Consider the following 20,411-nt stretch of genomic DNA (forward strand, 5'->3'; position numbering starts at 1 on the left):
GGCCGTTCAATGACGTGGGAGGTCTATGCGCTGCGCTACGCCGAGCGCGCCGGACGGGTGCGCGCCGACAGCTTCCTGTTCGACGATCACGTCAGCCCGCATCCGATCGACTACTATCTCTGGCTGCTGCGGCGGGAGGGCCGCGTCATCGTCGTGGACACCGGCTACGACGCCGCCGAGGCCGCGCGCCGCAACCGCCCGATCCTGCGGGAGCCGGTGCGGATGCTCGCCGATTTCGGCGTCGACGCCGGCGCGGTCGAGGACGTGATCCTCACGCACCTGCACTACGACCACGCCGGCGGGCTCGACGGCTTTCCCGCCGCCACCTTCCACCTGCAGGCCGCCGAGATGGCCTATGCGACCGGCCCCTGCATGTGCGCGCCGGCGCTCAACCATCCGTTCACCGCGGAACATGTCTGCGCCATGGTGCGCCGCGTCTATTCGGGCCGCGTGCGCTTCCATGACGGGGCCGGCGAGGTCGCAGAGGGCGTGGAGGTCGTCGCCGTCGGCGGGCACTCGCGCGGGCTGCAGGCGGTGCGGGTGCTGACGGCGCGGGGCTGGATGGTGCTCGCCTCCGACGCCTCGCATTTCTACGAGAACTTCCTTTGCGGGAAGCTCTTCCCCATCGTCGTCGACGCCGAGGCGATGCTGCGCGGCTTTGCGCTGTTGCCGCGGCTGGCGGCGGGGCGGAACATGGTCGTGCCGGGGCATGACCCTCTGGTGCGCAGGCTCTACCCGCGCGTGGCGGGAGAGGCGGAGGGCCCGGCGGCGCACCGGCTCGACGTCGCGCCGGGCGATCACGCAGCAGTGCTGGGGGAGCTATGGCGATGATTCTGGGCTGCGTCGCCGACGACTTCACCGGCGCGTCGGACCTCGCCAACACGCTGGCGCAGGGCGGCATGGCGACGACGCTCTACGCCGGCGTCCCCGAGGCCCCGGCGGCGGAGGGCGTGCAGGCCGGCGTCGTGGCCCTCAAGTCGCGCACGATCCCGCCGGCGGAGGCGGTCGCGCAGTCGCTCGCCGCGCTGGACTGGCTGCAGGCCCAGGGCGCGCTGAGCTTCGTCTTCAAGTACTGCTCGACCTTCGACAGCACCGACGCCGGCAACATCGGCCCGGTGGCGGAGGCGATGATGGACGCGACCGGCGCCGCCCGTGCGCTGGTCTGCCCGGCCTTTCCCGGCGCCGGGCGCACGGTCTATCAGGGGCACCTCTTCGTGGGCGACCGGCTGCTCTCGGAGTCGGGCATGGAGAACCACCCTCTCACCCCGATGCGCGACCCCGACATCCGCCGCGCGCTCGCCCGCCAGAGCCGCGGACCGGTCGGCCATGTGCCGCTCTCGATCGTCGAGCGCGGCCCGGCGGCTGTCGCGGAGGCGATGGCGGCGGAGACGCAGGCCGGCCGCCGGCTGATCGTCGCGGACGCGCTGACCGACGCGCATCTGATCGACCTGGGCGCAGCGGCCGGGCGCGACACCCTCATCACCGGCGGGTCCGGCGTCGCGACGGGCCTGCCGGGCGTGTTTCTCGCGCAGGGGCTGATCTCCGTGAGCCGCGCGCGCTGGGAAGGGGTGGACGGTCCCGGCGCGGCGGTCGCCGGCTCGGTCTCGCGCGCCACGCAGGCGCAGGTCGCGGCGCACCGCGCGGCCGGCTTCGCCGCGCGCACCGTGACCCCGGAGGAGGCGATGGCCCAGGGCGACGGCGGTCCGCTGGCGGACGAACTGGCGGACTGGGCCGCGGAGCAGTGGTCGCGCGACCCCGCCGCGGCCCCCCTGATCTACACCACCGCCGACCCCGAGGCCGTCTCGGCGGCGCAGGCGCGGCACGGGCGCGAGGCGCTGTCGGCGCGGTTCGAAAGCCTGACCGGCGCCGTCGCGGCGGCGCTTCTGGCGCGCGGGGCGCGGCGGCTGGTCTCCGCCGGCGGCGAGACCTCGGGCGCCGTCGTCGCCGCGCTGGGGCTGCGGGCGATGGCCATCGGGCCGGAAATCGACCCCGGCGTGCCCGCGCTCAAGGCCGAGGGCCGCCCGCTCGCGCTTGCGCTCAAGTCCGGCAATTTCGGCGGCCCGGCCTTCTTCGCCAAGGCGCTGGCGGCGCTGGGGAAGCCATGACGCCGGAGACGCGCCTGCGCGAGGAGATCGCACGCCTCGCCGCCTCGCTGTTCGCACGCGGGCTGACGCCCGGCGCCTCCGGCAACATCTCCGCCCGCCTTCCCGACGGCGGCCTGCTGGTGACGCCCACGGGCGCGTCCTTCGGCGCGCTTGACCCTGCGCGCATCTCCCGGCTCGACGCCGCCATGACCCCGGTCTCCGGCGACCCGCCGACCAAGGAGATGCCGCTGCACACGGCGTTCTACGCGACGCGCCGCTCGGCCGGCGCGGTTGCGCACCTGCACAGCGCGCACGCCGTCGCGCTCTCGGTGCTGCCCGAGACCGACCCGGAGGACGCCGTGCCGCCGCTCACGGCCTATGCGGTGATGAAGCTGGGGCGCGTCAAGCTGCTGCCCTACTTCATGCCCGGCGACCCGGCGATGGGCGACGCCGTGCGCGGCCTCGCCGGCAAGCGCTCCGCCGTGCTGCTGGCCAATCACGGGCCGGTGGTGGCGGGGCGCGACGTGGAGGCCGCGGTCTTCGCCATCGAGGAGCTGGAGGAGACGGCCAAGCTGGCCCTGCTGACGCGCGGCCTGTCTCCGCGCCTGCTGACCCCCGAGCAGATCGCCGCGCTCGGCGCGCGGTTCCCCGCCGACTGAGCGGGGCCGACGTCAGCCGGCCTTGCGGCTCGGCTTGAAGGGGGCCATGCCGGCGCGGGCGAGTTCGTCGGCGCGCTCGTTCTCTGGGTGGCCGGCGTGGCCCTTGACCCATTTCCAGACTACCTGATGCCGCGCCGCGGCGGCGTCGAGCCGGCGCCAGAGATCCTCGTTCTTCACGGGCTTGCGGTCGGCGGTCTTCCAGCCGTTGCGTTTCCAGCCATGGATCCAGCCGGTGACGCCGCCCTTCACATAGTTGCTGTCGGTGACGACTGTGATGGCGGCGGGCCGCTCCAGCGCCTCGAGCGCCGCTATGGCGGCCATCAGCTCCATGCGGTTGTTGGTGGTGTGCGCCTCGCCGCCGGACAGCTCGCGCTCGCGCGCCACCGCATCGCCGTCGCGCGCCTGCAGCAGCGCGCCCCAGCCGCCGGGGCCGGGGTTGCCGGAGCAGGCGCCGTCTGTGAAGGCGAAGAGCGCGCTCACGCGGCGCTGTCGCGCAGCACGCGGGGCACGCGGAATTCGACGCGCTCGACGGCGGTCTCGACGATCTCGACCGTCACGGCGTAGCGCTCGCGGAAGGCGTCCACCACGGCCTGCACCAGCTCCTCTGGCGCGCTCGCGCCCGCGGTCAGCCCGACCGAGCGCGCGCCCTCCAGCGCCCGCCAGTCGATCTCGCCGGCGTTCTGGGCGAGCTGCGCGTAGGGGCAGCCGGCCGTCCGCCCGACCTCGACCAGCCGGCGCGAGTTCGACGAGTTCGGCGCGCCGATCACCACCAGCGCGTCGATCCTGGGCGCGATGGCCTTCACCGCCGCCTGCCGGTTGGTCGTGGCGTAGCAGATGTCCTCGCGGTGCGGCCCCTCGATGGCGGGGAACCGCGCCTTCAGCGCGGCGACGATTTCGGCCGTGTCGTCCACCGAGAGCGTGGTCTGGGTGACGAAGGCGAGGCGCTCGGGGTCGCGCACCTCCAGCGTCGCGACATCCGCCGGCGTCTCGACCAGAAGCGCGGCGCCTTCGGGAAGCTGCCCCATGGTGCCGACCGTCTCGGGGTGGCCGGCATGGCCGACCATCACGATCTGGCGGCCCTGCTCATGGTGGCGGGCGGCTTCGATGTGGACTTTCGTGACCAGCGGGCAGGTCGCGTCCACCGCAAGCATGTTGCGCCGCGCGGCCTCCGCCGGCACCGCCTTCGGCACGCCATGGGCCGAGAACACCACCGGGCGGTCGTCGGGGCAGTCGTCGAGCTCCTCGACGAACACGGCGCCGCGGGCGCGCAGGCTCTCGACGACATGGGCGTTGTGGACGATCTCGTGGCGCACATAGACCGGCGCGCCCCATTTCTCCAGCGCCAGCTCCACGATGCGGATGGCCCGGTCCACCCCGGCGCAGAAGCCGCGGGGCGCGGCGAGATAGAGCATGAGCGAAGGCGCGGCGGTCATCGGCGGTGCTCCCGTGGTCTCGCCCCAGAGATACGGGGCGCGAGCGCCGCCGTCACCCCCCGCGCGCCCGCGCTGGGCCGCGACGATGCGTCCCCATCCACCCGACCCGTCCACCCGCCCCGGCCCTGGCGCGGGCTCAGGCCGCGTCGAGAAAGTCGCGCACGCGCGCAAACACGGCGTCGAACATCGCCGGGGTGAGCCGTCCGGTGTTGGTGTTGTAGCGCGAACAGTGGTAGCTCGCGAAGACGCGGGCGCCGCCGAGCTCGGCCTCGGCGCCGTGGCCGAAAGGGGCGTCGGCCAGCCGGCCGCCCAGCGCCCGCACCACGCTGCCATGGGCGATGCCGCCCAGCGTCACCACGGCACGCAGCCGCGGCGTCGCGGCGAGGCGCCCGCAGAGGAAACGCCGGCACGCGTTCACCTCGGCGCCGACCGGCTTGTTCTGGGGCGGCACGCAGCGCACGGCGTTGGTGACGATGCAGTCCCTGAGCTCCAGCCCGTCGTCGGGCCGCGCCTTGAAGGCGCCGTTGGCGAAGCCGTGGGCGGTCAGCGTGTCATAGAGGAGATTTCCGGCGTAGTCGCCGGTGAAGGGCCGCCCGGTGCGGTTCGCTCCGGTCACGCCCGGCGCCAGCCCCACCACCAGAAGGCGCGCGTCCGGGTCGCCGAAAGAGGGCACCGCGCCGTTGAACCATGCCGGCTCGCGCGCGGCGACTTCGGCGCGGTAGGCGGCGAGACGGGGGCAGATCGCGCAGCCGCGCGGGGCCTCGATCGCACTGTCGCGCGGGGCCTCCGGCTCAGGCGGCGTCGCTATCGTTCTGCTCCTCGTCGTCCTCGCGCCGCGGCGGCCGGGGCGGCCGGCCGATGACCTCGCGAAGTTCGTCGAGCTCGATGAAGTTGTCGGCCTGGCGGCGCAGATCGTCGGCGATCATTGGCGGCTGGCTGCGGATCGTCGAGACGACGGAGACACGGACGCCCTTGCGCTGCACGCCCTCGACCAGCGGCCTGAAGTCGCCGTCGCCGGAGAACAGGACCATGTGATCGATGCGCTCGGCCATCTCCATGGCGTCGACCGCCAGCTCGATGTCCATGTTGCCCTTGACCTTGCGCCGACCCATGCTGTCGGTGAATTCCTTCGCCGGCTTGGTGACCATCGTGAAGCCGTTGTAGTCAAGCCAGTCCACGAGCGGCCTGATCGGCGAGTACTCCTGGTCCTCCAGCAGCGCCGTATAGTAGAAAGCGCGAACAAGCTTCCCACGCCGCACGAACTCCGAACGGAGCAATTTATAATCGATGTCGAACCCAAGCGCACGGGCGGCGGCGTACAGGTTGGAACCATCGATAAACAGCGCAAGACGCTCATCACGATAGAACATGGCAGCTCCAAAAAAGGCGTCAGACTAGGCGGTTTTCCGCAGATCGCCCATGTTTCACTTCACGACAGCTTTGGCAATACGAGCCGATTTGCAACTCGTCCACATAGCCTTCAGTTGGCGCACCAACGCGGCGACAACATGGCGGCGTCCGCCAAATCAGGACGCCGCCCCCGGAACGATTCAACGGGTCGGCACCGGCGTCTCGCCCCTGTAGTCGTAGAATCCGCGCTTCGCCTTGCGGCCCAGCCATCCGGCTTCGACATACTTCACAAGAAGCGGACACGGTCGATACTTGGTGTCGGCCAGACCGTCGTGCAAGACATGCATGATGGCGAGGCAGGTGTCTAGGCCGATGAAATCGGCCAGCTGCAGAGGCCCCATCGGGTGATTGGCGCCGAGGCGCAGGGCCGTGTCGATCGCCTCGACGGTGCCCACGCCCTCATAGAGCGTGTAGATCGCCTCGTTGATCATCGGCAGCAGGATGCGGTTGACGATGAAGGCGGGGAAGTCCTCGGCGCTGGCCGGGGTCTTGCCGAGGCGCACGACGAGTGCGCGCAGCGTCTCGAAGGTGGCCTCGTCGGTCGCTATGCCGCGGATCAGCTCGACAAGCGGCATGATCGGCGCCGGGTTCATGAAGTGGAAGCCCATGAAACGCTCGGGCCTGTCGGTCGCGGAGGCGAGCCGCGTGATCGAGATGGACGAGGTGTTCGACGTCAGCAGGGTGTGGGGAGCGAGAAAGGGCGCGACGCTCTCGAAGATGCGCCGCTTCACGGCCTCGTCCTCCGTCGCCGCCTCGATGATGAGGTCGCAGGGGCCAAGCGCCTCGGCGTCGCCGGCCGTCGCGATCCGGGCCAGCGCCACGGCCTTGCCGGCGGCGTCCATCTGCCCGCGCCCGATCTGCCGGTCCATCGCCGCGTCAATGCGTGCGACGGCCGTCGACAAGGCGGCCGGCGCGACGTCCATCAGCCGGACGTCGTATCCGGCGGCGGCGAAGACATGGGCGATGCCCACGCCCATCTGTCCCGCGCCGATGACACCGACCGTGTTGATTTCCATGCGCTTCGCAGCTCCCGATGACGCCGTCCGGGAGGTCCGCCCGCCAGACGCGGGCGAACATTATGCGCCGCGTCGGCGCGGAGCAAGCGACCGGAGCCGTCCCGCGCAGGCTCAGCCGCCCCGGTTTACCGGATTGCCGACCATGGTGAGAAACTCGCGACGGGTCGCATGATCGTCGCGGAACACGCCGAGCATGGTGGAGGTCACCATGGACACGCCGTGCTTGTGGACGCCGCGGGTCGACATGCACTGATGCTCGGCCTCAAGCACCACCGCCACGCCCTTCGGCTGGAGCACGTCGCGGATGGCGTTGGCCACCTGCGCGGTCATCTTCTCCTGAACCTGCAGGCGCTTGGCGAAGCTGTCGACGACGCGGGCGAGCTTGGAGATGCCGACGACGCGGCGATCGGGCATGTAGCCGACATGGGCGCGACCGATGATCGGGGCGAGATGATGCTCGCAATAGCTCTCGAAACGGATGTCCCGCAGGATAACCATCTCGTCGTAGCCCTCGACCTCCTCGAACACGCGCTGGAGGTCCGCGTGCGGATCCTCATCGTAGCCGCGGAACCACTCGCCGTAGGCGCGCGCCACGCGGGAGGGCGTGTCTATCAGCCCCTCCCGCCCGGGGTCGTCGCCAGCCCAGCGCAGCAGCGTGCGCACCGCCTCCTCGGCCTCCTCCCGCGTCGGGCGCAGTTGCGGCGACGGGGCCTCACGCGGCAGGTCGGGACGATGCACGTTCATGGAAGACACTCCTCGATCGGCGCGCAGATTGCGCCGCCGCCTGCGTAAATAGGCCGCACGCCTGTGAGGGAAAGCCCCGATGCGCCTCGCCTGAGCGCAGCGCCTTCGACTACGCCGCGGCGAGCGCGCGCGCGATGTCCTCGAGCAGATCCTCGGGATCCTCGAGGCCGATTGAGATGCGCACCAGTCCGGGCGTGATGCCCAGCGTCTCGCGCGCCGCCTCGCTCAGGCGCTGGTGCGTCGTCGTCGCCGGATGCGTCACGAGGCTCTTGGCGTCGCCGAGGTTGTTGGAGATCGCGATGATGCGCAGCGCGTTGAGGAATCGGAACGCCGACGCCTGCCCTCCCGCCACGTCCAAAGAGATGACGCCGCCGCCGGCGGTCATCTGCGCCATGGCGAGGGCGTGCTGCGGATGGTCGGCGAGGCCCGGATAGAGCAGCCGCGCCAGCTTCGCATGCCCCTGGAGCGCCTGCGCGATGCGCGCCGCTGCGGCGGCCTGGGCGTCGCAGCGCAGGGCCAGCGTCTCCATGCCCTTGAGCATCACCCAGGCGTTGAAGGGACTCATCGCGCCGCCGGTGTGCTTGAGATAGGGCTCCAGCTCGCCGCGGACGTAGTCCTTCGAGCCCAGCACCACGCCGCCGAGGCAGCGCCCCTGCCCGTCGATGTACTTGGTCGCGGAGTACACGACGACGTCGGCGCCGAACTCCAGCGGGCGCTGGAACATCGGCGTGGCGAACACGTTGTCGATGACGACGCGGGCGCCCGCCGCATGGGCGATCTCCGACACGGCGCGGATGTCGGTGATCTCCAGCGTCGGGTTGGAGGGGCTCTCGAAGAAGGCCACCTTCGTGTTCGGCCGCATGGCGGCCTTCCAGGCGTCAAGGTCGCGGCCGTCCACCAGCGTGATCTCCACGCCGAAGCGCGGCAGCAGCGTCTCGACGATGTAGAGGCATGAACCGAACAGCGCGCGGGCCGCCACCACATGGTCGCCGGCGCGCAGCATGCACATCATCGCGGCGTTGACCGCCGCCATGCCGGAGGCGGTGGCGAAGGCGTCCTCGGCGCCTTCCAGCGACGCGATCCGCTCCTCGAACATGCCAACGGTAGGGTTGCCGTAGCGCGCGTAGATGTAGCCGGGATCCTCGCCCTTGAAGCGCGCCTCGGCGGCCTCGGCGTCGGGATATACGAAGCCCTGCGTCAGAAAAAGCGCCTCGGACGTCTCCTGGAACTGCGAGCGCTTGACGCCCGCATGGACCAGCCGCGTGCGCTGGCGCAGGGGAGCCTCGGCTCCGTCGCGATCATGGTCCTTCACCGCCGCACCCCTTCCGTCCCGATCGCAGCGGCCCGCCGCCGCGCGACTGCAGGATGCGCTAGCGAGCCGGGGCCCGCGGGTCAAGCGCGCGGCGTTTCACCGGAAATCAACTTCCGTCGCGTACGATTCATCGAGACGTCGCAAGCTCGTCGCGATCTTCAGGCAACAGGTGAGGTGGCGCGCGCAACCGCCCGCCAGCGTTGTCGCCGGGGTCGCCACAACCGTCGACGCAGGATGAACGGAGGCGTGACCGCATGGCGGCGTCCGGGTTCACCACGGGATCGGTCCTGCGCTTGCGGCCGGGGCGGCCGCGGACCGCGCCGGCCGAGCGGTTCGTCCCGCGGCAGGCGCCGCAGCGCGCCGCGGCCTACGCGCTGGAGCTGCGCAGGGCGATCGAGAGCGCCGCGAGACGACGGCTCCCCGAGGACGTGCGCGCCGAGGAGATCACGATCCTCTGCTGCTTCCATGCGTCGCTGGTGCTCAACGCCGTCACCGGCGGAAGCGCGACGATGACCTTCTCCGCCCGGTGTCACGAAGAGCGGCTTCGCGCCGCGAACGTCGCGCGGCGGATGGCGTGGTCGGCGACGGCGGCGCTGGTGGATTTCGGCTGCGCGGTGCTGCGCGGCGAGGCGGCCCACTGCGAGGCCGCGTGGCTCAAGCATCGGCGGCGCGCCGCCGCGCAGGGGTCTCCGCCGAGCCCCATGTGAAGCGGCCGGGCTTGTTCGCGGCCGCCGCATCGACAATGTTGCGGCGTGTCATCCGAAGGAGCCGCCCCATGCAAGCCCCCATCGCCCTGCACTACTGGCCGACGCCCAACGGATGGAAGATCTCCATCGCGCTGGAGGAGATGGGCCTCCCCTACGAGACGCATTTCGTCAACATCGGCGCCGGCGAGCAGTTCGAGCCCGAGTTCCTCAGGATCGCTCCGAACAACCGGATGCCGGCGATCGTCGATCCCGAGGGCCCCGACGGCGCGCCGATCTCGATCTTCGAGTCCGGCGCGATCCTGCAGTATCTCGCCCGCAAGACCGGAACCTTCTGCGGCGCGACCGAGCGCGAGCGCATCGAGGTCGACCAGTGGCTGATGTGGCAGATGGGCGGCGTCGGCCCGATGGCGGGGCAGGCGCATCATTTCCTCACCTACGCGCCGGAGAAGATCCCCTACGCCATGGACCGCTACCGCAACGAGGTGAACCGCCTCTACGGCGTCCTGGACCGGCGCCTCGCCGACCGCGATTTCGTCGCGGGCGCCTACTCCATCGCCGACATGGCGATCTGGCCCTGGGCCCAGGGCTGGGAGCGGCAGGAGCAGGACATCGCCGCCTTCCCGAACATGAAGGCGTGGCTGGACCGGATGTGGGCGCGCCCCGCCGTCCAGAAGGGCAAGGCCCTTGGCGCGGAGCGACGCATGAACCTCGCCGACGACAAGGCCGCCCAGTCGGTGCTGTTCGGTCAGAAGGCGCGCTAGGCCGCCCTGCGTCGTCCGGAGGCTACCGCCTGAGCCAGCGGAAGGTCTCGGACGCCGCCAGCCCGGCCGCCATCGCGATCGCGATGGCGATGATCCCGTAGACCAGCGGCTGCTGCCGCGACGCGTCGTAGAGCAGCCTCTCGATGCCGGCCTTCGCGACGTCGATCTCGGTCTCGAAGACGTCGATCACCCTGCGGTCGCGGGTGAGCAGCACCGTGACCCGATAGGCGCCTTCGACGATGTTGGCGGGCAGCTGGAAGCTGGCGCGGAACAGCACGTCGCCCGTCACCGCCACCCCGCCCGGCGCGATGACGTAGAGGCCCGAGCTCTCGCGCAGGCGCGTGACGGCGTCGAGGAACGCCTCCCGCTCGTCGCCTGTGCTCGCGGCGTCCACGAGGCGGAGCGCGTGGCGCAGGGAGACCCGGTGCCTGAGGTTCTCGGTATGGCTGATCGTCTCGTCGATCGGCCCGGTCGCCGCCACGGCGTAGTAGCTCGGCGCGGCGTCCACCAGCTCCGAACTGGTGTTGGCCCAGACCCCCAGGACGCGCGACTTGCGGCGCACCAGCACCGGGGTCGACGGCCCGGCGATGCGCACCACCACGCCCATCCGCCCCTCCAGCGGCGGGGCGATCCGCGCCACCGCGCCATAGACGAACAGCTCCGAGCCGTCGAAGCCGGCCGTGATCGCGATGCGGTTCTGGCTCACATCCGCGACGACCCGTTCTGCGGGGGCGCGGCCCGCCGCCGCGAGCAGCAGGAGCGTCGCCGCGATCAGCGCGCGCGCCGTCATGTCGGCGCGGCCAGAGAGTACAGCTCGCCGGGCGTGCTCACGAGGTCGACGGCGAGCTTCGCGCAGACCAGAAGCACCAGCGCCGCCAGCAGGAAGCGCAGCTGCTCGCCACGAAGCCTCGCGCCCAGCATCGCCCCGAACTGCGCGCCGAACACGCCGCCCACGATCAGCAGCACCGCGAGAACGACGTCGACGGACTGGGTCTCGACCGCGTGCAGCAGCGTCGTGAAGCCCGCCAGCAGGGTGATCTGGAAGAGCGACGTGCCGATCACCACGCTCGTCGGCATCCCGAGGATGTAGATCATCGCCGGGATCATGATGAAGCCGCCGCCGACGCCCATCACCGCCGCCAGCACGCCGACGGCGAGTCCGATCAGCAGCGGCGGTATCGCGCTGATGTAGAGCTTGCTCTCGCGGAACCGCATCTTGAGGGGCAGCTTCAGCGCCCAGCCATGGCCGTGCTTCTTCGGCGCGCCGCCCGGGCGGCGCGCGGCGCGCAGGGTGCGCACGCTCTCCACCATCATCAGCCCGCCCACGGCGCCGAGAAACACGACGTAGCAGAGCGAGACCATCAGCTCGACCTGCCCGAAGGCGCTGGCCAGCGCGAACAGCCGCACGCCGAAGAACGAGCCGACGACGCCCCCCGCCAGCAGCACCAGCCCCATCTTCACGTCAACCGCGCGCCGCCGCCAGTAGGCCAGCGCGCCCGACAGCGAGGAGGCGACGATCTGGTTAGCCTGGCTCGCGACGGCGACCGCGGGCGGGATGCCGATGAAGATGAGAAGCGGCGTCAGCAGGAAACCGCCGCCGACCCCGAACAGGCCGGAGAGCACGCCGACGCCGCCGCCCAGCGCCAGCAGGAGCAGGGCGTTCACGGAGATCTCGGCAATCGGCAGATAGATCTGCATCGCACCCGCAACACCGGAATGGAGGGGAGCCTAGGCCAGCCCGCGCCGCCGCGCCAGTTGCGATGCGGCGAGCGCCGAAGGCGCCGGACGAAGCGCGCGCAAGGGCCGCGGGGGTGCGCCCGCCTCAGACCGGACGGGGCGGCGGCACGGCGAAGAACGCCGCCATCGCCGCCTCGCGCAGCATCGCCGTGCGCTCGCGCGGGCAGAACGCGGTGACGCGCAGCACGACCTTGGCGAGCTCGGTGGTGTGGACGCTGACGAGCGGCGACGGGTCGCGCAGCCGGGCGCCGGCGGTCTTCTCGATCCGGGCGGCGTAGCGCCGCGCAAGCTCGCCGAAGTCGGCCGCGGCCGCCTCCACCGCCGCCTGCACCCGGTCGCGCGCCCCGAGCGCGTCGCCGCCCGGCTCGCTATGGATGTCGAGGCTGAAATAGATGAAGCGCTTGCGGAAGCTGTTGTTGATCACCGGCGCGGAGAGCAGGAGGCTGTTGGGCACGGAGACGACGCGGCCGGTGAGGTTGTAGTCGTAGGGGTCGATCTCCTGCAGCACCGTCGCCAGCAGGTTCTCGTCGATCACCTCGCCCGAATGCGGCCCGATCTCGATCCAGTCGCCCACCGAGAACGCCTGGCTGACGCCCCGCCAGGTCGCGCCCGTCACGCAGAGCCAGAGCTCCTTGGTCGCGATCACCACCGCCACGGCGACGGCGGCGATCGACAGCGCGAAATCCTCGATCTCCTGCAGCCATAGCGCGAAGAGCGCCAACACGACGACTGCGCTGGAGACGTTCTTGACGAGGCTGATCCAGTAGCGCTGCCGGTCGCTGAGGATGTCGTCGCGCCCGCGCACCAGCCGCACGAGCAGCCAGCGCGCGGCCATGGTCGCCAGCACGATCAGGATCGACAGCAGCAGCTTGATCGGGACGACCGGCGCGAGTTCGGCCTCGACGCCCAGCATCTCCGGCGTCACGGCGCAGCCCCCCCGCCCGCCGCCGGAAGCCAGCGATGCACGAAGCCGAGCTTCTCGCGCGTCGGCGGCGTCAGCACGAAGGGATAGACGTCGGCGAGGCCCATGGAGCGGTTGACGTGGTTCAGCGCGATGGTGAGCTCGCCGCCGACGTTGAGCACCGTCCCGGCGTCGTCTGCCGCGTAGGGGTCGAAGCCGCCGCCGCCCGCCGTCTCCAGCGCCGGCGAGGACAGGCCGACGCGCGCGGCGCTGTCGACGATGTCCACGAGGTGCAGGTGATGGGCGAAGGTCTCCGCCCAGTCCTCGTGCGGGTGCGCGGCGGCGTAGTCGGTCAGGTGGCCTTCCGGCGGCGCGGCCTCGCCGTCCGCGGCGTTCGCGTAATGCGCGTCGAGCGCGGCGCCGTAGTCGGCGCGCTCGTCGCCGAAAAGCGGCCTGAACGCGTCGAGGAACCCCGGCGCCTGCGCCAGCCGTTCGAAGACCAGGTGGCCAAGCTCATGGCGGACATGCCCGGTCATTGTGCGATAGCGCTCGGCGAGGTTGGCCCGCCGGGCCTCGCGGATCGCCGGGTCCGCCTCGGCGACGTTCAGCGTCACGACGCCCTCCATGTGGCCCATCGTGACCTGCGCGGCCCCGGCGGAGGTGCTCTCGGAGAGCATGTCGAACACCGGCGGCGCATGGGGGTCGGCGTCGGTGAAGAGGCCCCAGCGCATCAGGCCGGCGACCACCCAGCGCTTGGCGCCCTCGGCCTCGGCCCACAGCGCGTCGTTGTCGTCCACCCCGCGGTCGGGCGAGGTGCGCGTCATGGCGCAGGCGGCGCAGAACGCCCCTTGCCCGCCGCCCGGCGCCGCGGCCCAGTTGCAGCCGATGGCGTCGCGGTTCGCGCAGGGCTGCGACGCCTCGACCGTCGCGAAGCGCCGGCCGCGCGGGTCGAAGACCAGCGCGGCGCCGCAGGCCATGCAGGCGGGGTTCCGAAAGAAGATGCGCGCGCCGCAGCACGGGCACTCGAATACGTCCATCGCGCATCTCCCGACGCGGTTTCACGGTTCGACCGCCCGGATCAGTGGGCCGAACGCCGCCCGGCTTCAAGGAGGATAAACGCGGCTCAGCCCGCGGCGGTTTCGGCCGCGACCTGCGCGGCGCTGCGGCGTCCGCGCTCGGTCGCGCTTTTCAGCTGGCCGCAGGCGGCGAGGATGTCCTGCCCGCGCGGGGTGCGCACCGGGCTGGCGTAGCCGGCGCGGTTCACGATCTCGGCGAAGGCCTCGATGCGCTCCCAGCTCGACCGCTCGTGGCTGGCGCCGGGCCAGGCGTTGAACGGGATCAGGTTGATCTTGGCGGGGATGCCCGCGATCAGCCGCACGAGGCGCCTGGCGTCGGCGTCGCTGTCGTTGACGTCCTTCAGCATCACATACTCGAAGGTGATGCGCTCGGCGTTGCTCAGGCGCGGATAGGCTCGGCACGCGTCGAGCAGCGCCGCGATGTTCCACTTCCGGTTGATCGGCACGAGCTGGTCGCGCACGTCGTCGGTGGTGGCGTGCAGCGAGATGGCCATGAGCGTGCCGGCCTCGGCGCCCCAGCGCGGGATCATCGGGGCCACGCCCGAGGTCGAGAGCGTGATGCGGCGGCGCGACAGGCTCAGCCCGTCGCCGTCCATCGCCAGCTTCATGGCGTCGCGCACGCCCTCGAAGTTGTAGAGCGGCTCGCCCATGCCCATCAGCACGATGTTGGAGAGCAGCCGCCGGCCGTCGATGCTCGCCTGCGGGCGCTCGCCGGGCTTCGGCCATTCGCCGAGGTCGTCGCGGCAGACGAGGATCTGGCCGACGATCTCCGCCGCCGTCAGGTTACGCACCAGCTTCTGCGTGCCGGTGTGGCAGAACGAGCAGGTCAGGGTGCAGCCGACCTGGGAGGAGACGCAGAGCGTGCCGCGATCCTCCTCCGGAATATAGACCGCCTCGACCTCGTGGCCGCCGTCGATGCGCAGCAGATACTTGCGGGTGCCGTCCTGCGAAACCTGCCGCGTCACGATCTCCGGTCGGTCGATCCGGAAACTGGCCGCAAGCTCGGCGCGAAACCCCTTGGAAAGGCTCGTCATCGTCTCGAAATCGCGGGCGCCGCGCTGGTACAGCCAGCCGGCGAGTTGCCCGGCGCGCATCCGCGCCTGAGCGGGCGACGTCCCCGCCGCCTCCAGCGTCGCCGCAAGCGCGTCGCGGGGCAGGCCGACGAGATTCGGGCGCGCCTGCGCGGGCGCGCGCTTCAGCGCCGCCGTCTCCGGCACGAGGGGAGCGATTCCTGTCATCCGCGTGAGATAGGCCGACGCGCCCCGCGGCGCAACGCAGGCCTTGCGCCGCGCGCGCCGGATGGGGGCCGGATCAGGAGCAGAGGCGCTGCGCCTCCTCCAGCGCCGCGGTGAAGCCGATCAGCGAATAGGTGTCGATCGTGGTCGTGCCGCGCGAGGAGACGCCCGTGAGCTTGGCGTCCACGCCCCGCTTCATGGCCTCCACGGCCCGGTCGTCCGCGGCGGCGTTCTCGAACCACGCGTTCTCGCCGTCGGTGAACATCGCGAAGGTGTCGGTCCCGATCTGCACCCGAACGGTCGAGCCTTCGCGGAAGGGGTAGCCGACCACGGTGTTGACCTCGTTGCGCACGCCGTCGGAGGGGCGCACCGACACCATCAGGTAGATGTCGCCGCGGTTGGCGCTGACGCGGCGGCCATCCCGCTGCGCGACCCAGGATTTCGGGGCCGAGACGATCCAGCACAGCCGCGAGGCGCCGGAACCGGACTCGAACACGCTCCAGTTCTGCTGCGCGCCCGCCCGGTCGACCGCCTGCGCCGCGGCCGGCGCCGCGCTCCAGAGCGCCGCCGCCATCGTCATCGCCGCCAGCGCCAAGCCGGCCGCCCGTGTCGCACTCTTCGCCATCGCCATGTCGCGCCGCTCCGTCTCGCCAGTTCCGCCTCACGACCCCGTGACGTCGGGGCCTTCCCGGTCGCGCGGCGGCGCCGCCACGACCGCGACCCTGTTTCATCAGGGCCGATTACGCTCTAGTCTAGCCCCAAGGCGGGCGCCGACGCCAGACTTGCCGACCGGGGATGGCGCGCCTCGGCGCCGGTTTCCCGTGAAGGCTGCCGCACCTTGAGCCAAAACCCCGCCGACGCCCGCGACGCCGCCATACCGGCGGCGGAGGACAGCGACGACGCGCTGATGCTGCGCGTGGCCGCCCGGGACCGCGCTGCCTTCGCCGCACTGTTCGGTCGCTACGCGGGTCGGGTTAAGGGCTTCATGCAGCGCGCCGGGTTTCCGCCCCACGAGGCCGACGAGGCGGCCCAGGAGGTGATGCTGACCGTGTGGCGTCGGGCCGAGACCTTCGACCCGACCCGCGCCGGCGCCGGCACCTGGCTCTTCACCGTCGCGCGCAACCGGCGCATCGACCTGATGCGCCGCCGCAGGCCCGAGCCCGACCCGCTCGACCCGCATTTCCAGCCCGACCCGGCGCCGCCCGCCGACGTCGCCGCCGCCGTGGCCGACCGCGACGCCGCGGTGCGCGCCGCGCTCGCCACCCTGCCGCCGGAGCAGCTTGAGGTCGTGCGCCTCGCCTATTACGAGGGCCTCAGCCAGAGCGAGGCCGCCGCGGCGCTCGGCGCGCCGCTCGGCACCGTCAAGTCGCGCCTGCGCCTCGCCGTCGCCCGCCTGCGGGAGGCGCTGGGCGCGGATTTCGCCGAGGAGCTCTTCGATGACTGACCTTGTGGACGCGCCGGCCGATCCGGTGCTCGCCGTGGCGCTGCGCGGCGGCGTCGTGGAGCGCCGCCATCGCGGGGCATACGCGGTGTGCGCGGCCGGCGGCGAGATCGTCGATAGCGCGGGTGACGTCGAGCGCCGCATCCTGCCGCGCAGCGCCATCAAGCTGTTCCAGACGCTGCCGCTGGTCGAGAGCGGCGCGGCGGACGCATGCCGCCTCGACGCCCGCCGCCTCGCGCTCGCCTGCGCCTCGCACGAGGGCTCGGCGGCGCATTCAGGTCAGGTGGCGCAGTGGCTCGCCGAGATCGGCCTCGGAGAGCGCGACCTGATGTGCGGCGCCCATCCGCCGAAGGAAAAGGCCGCGCGCGACGCGCTGCGCGCCGCCGGCGAAAAGCCCAGCCAGCTCCACAACAACTGCTCCGGCAAGCATGCGGGCTTCCTCACCCTCGCGCGGCGTCTCGGCGCCCCGACGGCCGGCTACGTCGCCGTCGACCATCCGGTGCAGAAGGCGGCGCAGGAGGCGTTCTCGCAGGCCGCCGACGAGGAGACGCCGATGGGCTGGGCGGTGGACGGCTGCTCCGCGCCCAACTTCGCCGTGCGCCTGCGCGGCCTCGCCCTCGCCGCCGCCCGCGTGGCGGACCCGCAGGCGGGCTTCGGCTGCGGGCTGCGCGCGGCGTCGGCGGCGCGGCTGCGCGACGCGATGATCGCGCACCCCTTCGAGGTCGCCGGCGCCGGGCGCGCCTGCACCGAGCTGATGGAGGCCGCGGCGGGCCGCGCGGCGATCAAGACCGGGGCCGAGGGCAGCTTCATCGCGATCCTGCCCGCGGGCGACGGCCGTCCGGCGCTCGGCGTCGCGCTGAAGATCGACGACGGCGCCACGGAGGCCGCCGAATGCGCCATGGCCGCGCTCCTCGTCCGCTTCGGCGCGGTCGATCCCGCCGATCCCCGGGTGCGGCGGCGGCTGGCGCCGGCGTATCGCAACCTCCGCGGCGTCGACGTCGGCGGACTTCGCGCGGCGGGGCCCTTGGACACGAAATCTTAAGCCTGTGCCGTGATCGTCTGCCCCGTGTCGCGAAGGAGAGGCGCATGGGCAACGCGCAAAGCGCAAATCTGGTCGAAGGCGGTGTCGCTCTCGTTGACGAGGCGGTGGTCGAGAGCCTGCGCGCCATCTTCGGCGACGCCACGGGGGCCCTCATGTCCAAGACCCGCGCCATCATCACCGAACGCCTCGGCCAGATGGACGGCGTGACGGCCTCCGGCGAAGTCGAGACCCTTGGCCGCCTCGCGCACGAGGTCGGCGGGATGTCCGCGCAGGTCGGCCTCAGCCGCCTGAGCGCCACGGCCCTGTCGCTGGAGGCCCTCTGCGGGCGGTCGCCCACGGGCGACGCGGTGCGCCGGGCCTACGCCGAGGTGGCCTCGGTCGCGCGCGCCTCGCTGGAGCGCCTCCCCCAGGCCTGACCCGCCCGGACGCCCTTTCGGCCCTGCGCCGGGCCCGCTATCTTGGGTCTGCATCGCATCGATGAGGCCGCATGATGACCCTTTCGGACGCCGCCGCTCAGGCGGACGCCGCCCCGCTTCGATTCGCAGACCCCGACGAACCGGCTCTCCCCTTGCACCTCGCGACCCAGCGCTCGCTGCCGCAGGTCGCCGCGTCCCTGCCTGACGCCGGGCGCCGGTGGATCGAGGCGACGGGCTACGACGCCGCCGCGGGTCGCTGCATCGTGCTGCCGGATGGCGCGGGCGGCGTGGGCGGCGCGATCTTCGGCCTTGCCGCGGACGAGACGCGGCCCTTCGCGGCGGCGGCGGCGGCGGACGCGCTGCCGGCCGGCGCCTGGCGCATCGCGACGCCGCTGGACCCCGAGGCGGCGGACGAGGCCGCGCTCGGCTGGCTGCTGCACGGCTACCGCTTCGGCCGCTACCGCACGGAGGCCGCGCCGCGCGCGCGGCTCGCCGCGCCCGTAGGCGTCGACGCGCGGCGGACCGAGGCGATCGCCGCCGGCGTCGCGCTCGCGCGGGACCTCGTGAACACACCGGCCAACGACCTTGGCCCCGATCGCCTCGAAAGCGCGGCGCGCTCGCTGGCCGAGGGCTTCGGCGCGACGTTCGACGTCGTCTCCGGCGCGGCGCTGGAGACCGGCTTCCCGATGATCGCCGCCGTGGGCCGGGCCGCCGCCGAGCCGCCCCGCCTGATCGACCTGCGCTGGGAAGGCGCGGCCGACGGCCCGCGCGTCACGCTCGTCGGCAAGGGCGTCTGCTTCGACACCGGCGGGCTCGACCTCAAGCCCGCCGCCGGGATGCGGCTGATGAAGAAGGACATGGGCGGCGCCGCTTGCGCGCTGGGTGTCGCGCGGATGGTGATGGCGGCGGGCCTGCCGCTGCGGCTGCGGGTGCTGATCCCGACCGTCGAGAACGCTGTCTCCGCCGCCGCCTTCCGCCCCGGCGACGTGCTGCGCAGCCGCAAGGGGCTGACGGTCGAGATCGGCAACACCGACGCCGAGGGGCGGCTGGTTCTGGCCGACGCGCTGACGCTGGCCTGCGAGGAGGCGCCTGACCTGCTCGTGGATTTCGCCACATTGACCGGCGCCGCGCGCGTCGCGCTCGGGCCCGACCTGCCGGCGCTCTTCACAGACGACGACGCGCTGGCGCTGGAGTTCGCCGAGAGCGGCGCACGGGTGCGCGATCCGCTGTGGCGCCTGCCGCTCTGGAGCGGCTACGACGCGATGCTGAAGTCGCCCGTCGCCGACCTAGACAACGCGCCGGCCGGCGGCATGGCCGGCGCCGTCACGGCGGCGCTGTTCCTGCGCCGGTTCGTCGAGCCGGGAACGCGCTGGGCCCATCTCGACGTGTTCTGCTGGGCGCCGAAGGCCGCGCCCGGGCGCCCGATGGGCGGCGAGCTTCAGGCCGGGCGCGCTCTCTTCGACCTGCTGTCGCGCCGGCATGGCTGAACGGCGGCGCGACCCCAGGCTGACCCCGGCGCGCGACGACCTCGCTGCGGAACAACTGCGCGGCGTCGTCGCCGCTGCGCGCTACGCCGCGCCGCGCTGGCGCGTGGTCTGCGTCGCGGCGGCGCCGGTGACCGCGACGCCCGACGGCGACGCGCCGATGACGACGCAGCTCCTGATGGGCGAACGCTTCGCCGTCTATGAGGACGCGGGCGGCTGGTCCTGGGGGCAGGGCGCGCGCGACGGCTATGTGGGCTACACGCCGTCGGCGGCGCTGGAGCCGGTCGCGGGACCCGACGACGCGCCGCCGACGCACCGCGTCTCGGCGCTTCAGGCGACGGTCTACGAGCGCCCGGACATCAAGAGCCGCCCCGTCGCCGCCGCGCCGATGGGCGCCCTGCTGCGCGCCACGGGCGGCGACGGCGGCGGCTTCGTGACGCTGGCCGAGCGGGGCCATGTCTGCGTCCAGCACGTCGCGCCGGCTGACAGCTTTGAGCCGGACTGGGTGACGGTCGCGCTGGGTTTTCTCGGCGCGCCCTATCTCTGGGGCGGGCGCACCGTCGCCGGCGTCGACTGCTCGGGTCTCGTGCAGGTCGCGCGGCAGGCGGCGGGCTTCGACTGTCCGCGCGACAGCGACATGCAGGAGGCCGCGCCGGGCCGAGACGTCGCCCCGGGCCGGGAGCGGCGCGGCGACCTGATCTTCTGGCGCGGCCACGTCGGCGTCATGCTCAGCCCGTCGAGGATGCTCCACGCCAACGCCAACTCGATGACGACGCGCATCGAGCCGCTCGCCGAGGCCGCGGCGCGGATCGCGGCGGCGGGATACGGCGAGCCCTTGGCGCGGCGCAGGTGGCCCGGGCGGCTTGCGCGGCCCGCTCGCTGACCGGGGCTCTTTCGACACCGGCGCCGAACGGGCTACCATCGCGCGCGTCCACCGGATGCGTTCCGTCTTG

Annotated in this window: 23 protein-coding genes; 10 read left to right on the forward strand and 13 right to left on the reverse strand. The window is 72.4% G+C overall.

Annotated features, from left to right (window positions below):
- Positions 1-9: 9 nt before the first annotated feature.
- Genes BLW43_RS16065 through otnC form a run of 3 tightly spaced genes read left to right on the forward strand, consistent with a single transcriptional unit; the run spans position 10 to position 2,743 of the window.
- Positions 10-831: an N-acyl homoserine lactonase family protein gene (locus tag BLW43_RS16065; protein WP_093255007.1), complete on the forward strand. Its 822-nt coding sequence runs from the start codon at positions 10-12 to the stop codon at positions 829-831.
- The gene (otnK, locus tag BLW43_RS16070; RefSeq protein ID WP_342741621.1) at positions 822-2,105 is read left to right on the forward strand and encodes a 3-oxo-tetronate kinase; all 1,284 of its coding nucleotides are present in this window, start codon (positions 822-824) and stop codon (positions 2,103-2,105) included. Before BLW43_RS16065 ends, otnK begins: the two co-directional genes overlap by 10 nt.
- Positions 2,102-2,743: a 3-oxo-tetronate 4-phosphate decarboxylase gene (gene otnC / locus BLW43_RS16075; protein WP_093255008.1), complete on the forward strand. Its 642-nt coding sequence runs from the start codon at positions 2,102-2,104 to the stop codon at positions 2,741-2,743. Before otnK ends, otnC begins: the two co-directional genes overlap by 4 nt.
- Before the next feature lie 12 nt (positions 2,744-2,755).
- Here otnC and rnhA read toward each other — a convergent pair whose 3' ends face one another.
- The 7 genes from rnhA to metZ form a co-directional block, all read right to left on the reverse strand.
- Positions 2,756-3,223: a ribonuclease HI gene (gene rnhA / locus BLW43_RS16080; protein WP_093255010.1), complete on the reverse strand. Its 468-nt coding sequence runs from the start codon at positions 3,221-3,223 to the stop codon at positions 2,756-2,758.
- Positions 3,220-4,176, reverse strand: coding sequence for a 4-hydroxy-3-methylbut-2-enyl diphosphate reductase (gene ispH, locus BLW43_RS16085; protein WP_175478953.1), 957 nt, complete (start codon positions 4,174-4,176; stop codon positions 3,220-3,222). Before ispH ends, rnhA begins: the two co-directional genes overlap by 4 nt.
- Positions 4,177-4,312: 136 nt before the next feature.
- Complete coding sequence (locus tag BLW43_RS16090; protein ID WP_245731087.1) at positions 4,313-4,849, reverse strand: uracil-DNA glycosylase; 537 nt, start codon at positions 4,847-4,849, stop codon at positions 4,313-4,315.
- A gap of 118 nt (positions 4,850-4,967) precedes the next feature.
- Entirely contained in the window at positions 4,968-5,546 is a 579-nt protein-coding gene (locus BLW43_RS16095; RefSeq protein ID WP_093255013.1) for a LabA-like NYN domain-containing protein, read from the reverse strand.
- 180 nt (positions 5,547-5,726) lie between these two features.
- Positions 5,727-6,602 carry a 3-hydroxybutyryl-CoA dehydrogenase gene (locus tag BLW43_RS16100; RefSeq protein WP_093255014.1) on the reverse strand — a complete coding sequence of 292 codons (876 nt, stop codon included), beginning with the start codon at positions 6,600-6,602 and terminating at the stop codon, positions 5,727-5,729.
- 111 nt (positions 6,603-6,713) lie between these two features.
- The gene (gene folE / locus BLW43_RS16105; RefSeq protein ID WP_093255016.1) at positions 6,714-7,346 is read right to left on the reverse strand and encodes a GTP cyclohydrolase I FolE; all 633 of its coding nucleotides are present in this window, start codon (positions 7,344-7,346) and stop codon (positions 6,714-6,716) included.
- 109 nt (positions 7,347-7,455) lie between these two features.
- Positions 7,456-8,658, reverse strand: coding sequence for an O-succinylhomoserine sulfhydrylase (metZ, locus tag BLW43_RS16110; RefSeq protein ID WP_245731088.1), 1,203 nt, complete (start codon positions 8,656-8,658; stop codon positions 7,456-7,458).
- Positions 8,659-8,912: 254 nt separating this feature from the next.
- On the opposite strand from metZ, the gene BLW43_RS16115 reads away from it, so the two are divergent.
- Entirely contained in the window at positions 8,913-9,365 is a 453-nt protein-coding gene (locus BLW43_RS16115) for a hypothetical protein (RefSeq protein WP_093255017.1), read from the forward strand.
- Between the two features lie 68 nt (positions 9,366-9,433).
- Positions 9,434-10,126, forward strand: a complete 693-nt coding sequence (locus tag BLW43_RS16120; protein ID WP_093255019.1) for a glutathione S-transferase N-terminal domain-containing protein — start codon at positions 9,434-9,436, stop codon at positions 10,124-10,126.
- A 22-nt stretch (positions 10,127-10,148) separates the two neighbouring features.
- Here BLW43_RS16120 and BLW43_RS16125 read toward each other — a convergent pair whose 3' ends face one another.
- The 6 genes from BLW43_RS16125 to BLW43_RS16150 form a co-directional block, all read right to left on the reverse strand.
- Entirely contained in the window at positions 10,149-10,916 is a 768-nt protein-coding gene (locus tag BLW43_RS16125; RefSeq protein ID WP_093255021.1) for a TIGR02186 family protein, read from the reverse strand.
- Positions 10,913-11,824: a sulfite exporter TauE/SafE family protein gene (locus BLW43_RS16130; protein ID WP_093255022.1), complete on the reverse strand. Its 912-nt coding sequence runs from the start codon at positions 11,822-11,824 to the stop codon at positions 10,913-10,915. Before BLW43_RS16130 ends, BLW43_RS16125 begins: the two co-directional genes overlap by 4 nt.
- A 124-nt stretch (positions 11,825-11,948) precedes the next feature.
- Positions 11,949-12,788, reverse strand: coding sequence for a mechanosensitive ion channel domain-containing protein (locus tag BLW43_RS16135; RefSeq protein WP_093255024.1), 840 nt, complete (start codon positions 12,786-12,788; stop codon positions 11,949-11,951).
- Positions 12,785-13,801, reverse strand: coding sequence for a zinc-binding metallopeptidase family protein (locus BLW43_RS16140; protein ID WP_093255025.1), 1,017 nt, complete (start codon positions 13,799-13,801; stop codon positions 12,785-12,787). Before BLW43_RS16140 ends, BLW43_RS16135 begins: the two co-directional genes overlap by 4 nt.
- A gap of 86 nt (positions 13,802-13,887) precedes the next feature.
- Complete coding sequence (rlmN, locus tag BLW43_RS16145; protein ID WP_093255027.1) at positions 13,888-15,078, reverse strand: dual-specificity RNA methyltransferase RlmN; 1,191 nt, start codon at positions 15,076-15,078, stop codon at positions 13,888-13,890.
- Between the two features lie 73 nt (positions 15,079-15,151).
- Entirely contained in the window at positions 15,152-15,706 is a 555-nt protein-coding gene (locus BLW43_RS16150; RefSeq protein ID WP_245731090.1) for an invasion associated locus B family protein, read from the reverse strand.
- 207 nt (positions 15,707-15,913) lie between these two features.
- Here BLW43_RS16150 and BLW43_RS16155 point away from each other — a divergent pair, with 207 nt between their 5' ends.
- The 5 genes from BLW43_RS16155 to BLW43_RS16175 all read left to right on the forward strand — a co-directional run bounded on the left by BLW43_RS16155 (position 15,914) and on the right by BLW43_RS16175 (position 20,341).
- A complete protein-coding gene (locus tag BLW43_RS16155) occupies positions 15,914-16,519 on the forward strand; it encodes an RNA polymerase sigma factor (RefSeq protein WP_245731091.1) in 606 nt (201 codons plus the stop codon).
- Positions 16,512-17,558, forward strand: coding sequence for an asparaginase (locus BLW43_RS16160; RefSeq protein WP_093255028.1), 1,047 nt, complete (start codon positions 16,512-16,514; stop codon positions 17,556-17,558). The genes BLW43_RS16155 and BLW43_RS16160 overlap by 8 nt, the downstream gene beginning before the upstream one ends.
- A gap of 44 nt (positions 17,559-17,602) precedes the next feature.
- Complete coding sequence (locus BLW43_RS16165) at positions 17,603-17,974, forward strand: Hpt domain-containing protein (RefSeq protein ID WP_093255030.1); 372 nt, start codon at positions 17,603-17,605, stop codon at positions 17,972-17,974.
- 71 nt (positions 17,975-18,045) lie between these two features.
- Positions 18,046-19,461, forward strand: coding sequence for a leucyl aminopeptidase family protein (locus BLW43_RS16170; RefSeq protein ID WP_245731092.1), 1,416 nt, complete (start codon positions 18,046-18,048; stop codon positions 19,459-19,461).
- Positions 19,454-20,341, forward strand: a complete 888-nt coding sequence (locus tag BLW43_RS16175; protein ID WP_093255031.1) for a C40 family peptidase — start codon at positions 19,454-19,456, stop codon at positions 20,339-20,341. The genes BLW43_RS16170 and BLW43_RS16175 overlap by 8 nt, the downstream gene beginning before the upstream one ends.
- Positions 20,342-20,411 lie beyond the last annotated feature (70 nt).

Source organism: Rubrimonas cliftonensis (assembly GCF_900107585.1).
Taxonomy (GTDB): Bacteria; Pseudomonadota; Alphaproteobacteria; order Rhodobacterales; family Rhodobacteraceae; genus Rubrimonas; species Rubrimonas cliftonensis.

Coding starts and splice junctions, on each gene's coding strand:
- BLW43_RS16065 (WP_093255007.1), top strand. CDS start 10: ATGACGTGGGAGGTCTATGCGCTGCGCTACGCCGAGCGCGCCGGACGG.
- otnK (WP_342741621.1), top strand. CDS start 822: ATGGCGATGATTCTGGGCTGCGTCGCCGACGACTTCACCGGCGCGTCG.
- otnC (WP_093255008.1), top strand. CDS start 2,102: ATGACGCCGGAGACGCGCCTGCGCGAGGAGATCGCACGCCTCGCCGCC.
- ispH (WP_175478953.1), bottom strand. CDS start 4,176: ATGACCGCCGCGCCTTCGCTCATGCTCTATCTCGCCGCGCCCCGCGGC.
- BLW43_RS16095 (WP_093255013.1), bottom strand. CDS start 5,546: ATGTTCTATCGTGATGAGCGTCTTGCGCTGTTTATCGATGGTTCCAAC.
- BLW43_RS16100 (WP_093255014.1), bottom strand. CDS start 6,602: ATGGAAATCAACACGGTCGGTGTCATCGGCGCGGGACAGATGGGCGTG.
- folE (WP_093255016.1), bottom strand. CDS start 7,346: ATGAACGTGCATCGTCCCGACCTGCCGCGTGAGGCCCCGTCGCCGCAA.
- BLW43_RS16115 (WP_093255017.1), top strand. CDS start 8,913: ATGGCGGCGTCCGGGTTCACCACGGGATCGGTCCTGCGCTTGCGGCCG.
- BLW43_RS16120 (WP_093255019.1), top strand. CDS start 9,434: ATGCAAGCCCCCATCGCCCTGCACTACTGGCCGACGCCCAACGGATGG.
- BLW43_RS16125 (WP_093255021.1), bottom strand. CDS start 10,916: ATGACGGCGCGCGCGCTGATCGCGGCGACGCTCCTGCTGCTCGCGGCG.
- BLW43_RS16130 (WP_093255022.1), bottom strand. CDS start 11,824: ATGCAGATCTATCTGCCGATTGCCGAGATCTCCGTGAACGCCCTGCTC.
- BLW43_RS16140 (WP_093255025.1), bottom strand. CDS start 13,801: ATGGACGTATTCGAGTGCCCGTGCTGCGGCGCGCGCATCTTCTTTCGG.
- rlmN (WP_093255027.1), bottom strand. CDS start 15,078: ATGACAGGAATCGCTCCCCTCGTGCCGGAGACGGCGGCGCTGAAGCGC.
- BLW43_RS16150 (WP_245731090.1), bottom strand. CDS start 15,706: ATGGCGATGGCGAAGAGTGCGACACGGGCGGCCGGCTTGGCGCTGGCG.
- BLW43_RS16160 (WP_093255028.1), top strand. CDS start 16,512: ATGACTGACCTTGTGGACGCGCCGGCCGATCCGGTGCTCGCCGTGGCG.
- BLW43_RS16165 (WP_093255030.1), top strand. CDS start 17,603: ATGGGCAACGCGCAAAGCGCAAATCTGGTCGAAGGCGGTGTCGCTCTC.
- BLW43_RS16170 (WP_245731092.1), top strand. CDS start 18,046: ATGATGACCCTTTCGGACGCCGCCGCTCAGGCGGACGCCGCCCCGCTT.
- BLW43_RS16175 (WP_093255031.1), top strand. CDS start 19,454: ATGGCTGAACGGCGGCGCGACCCCAGGCTGACCCCGGCGCGCGACGAC.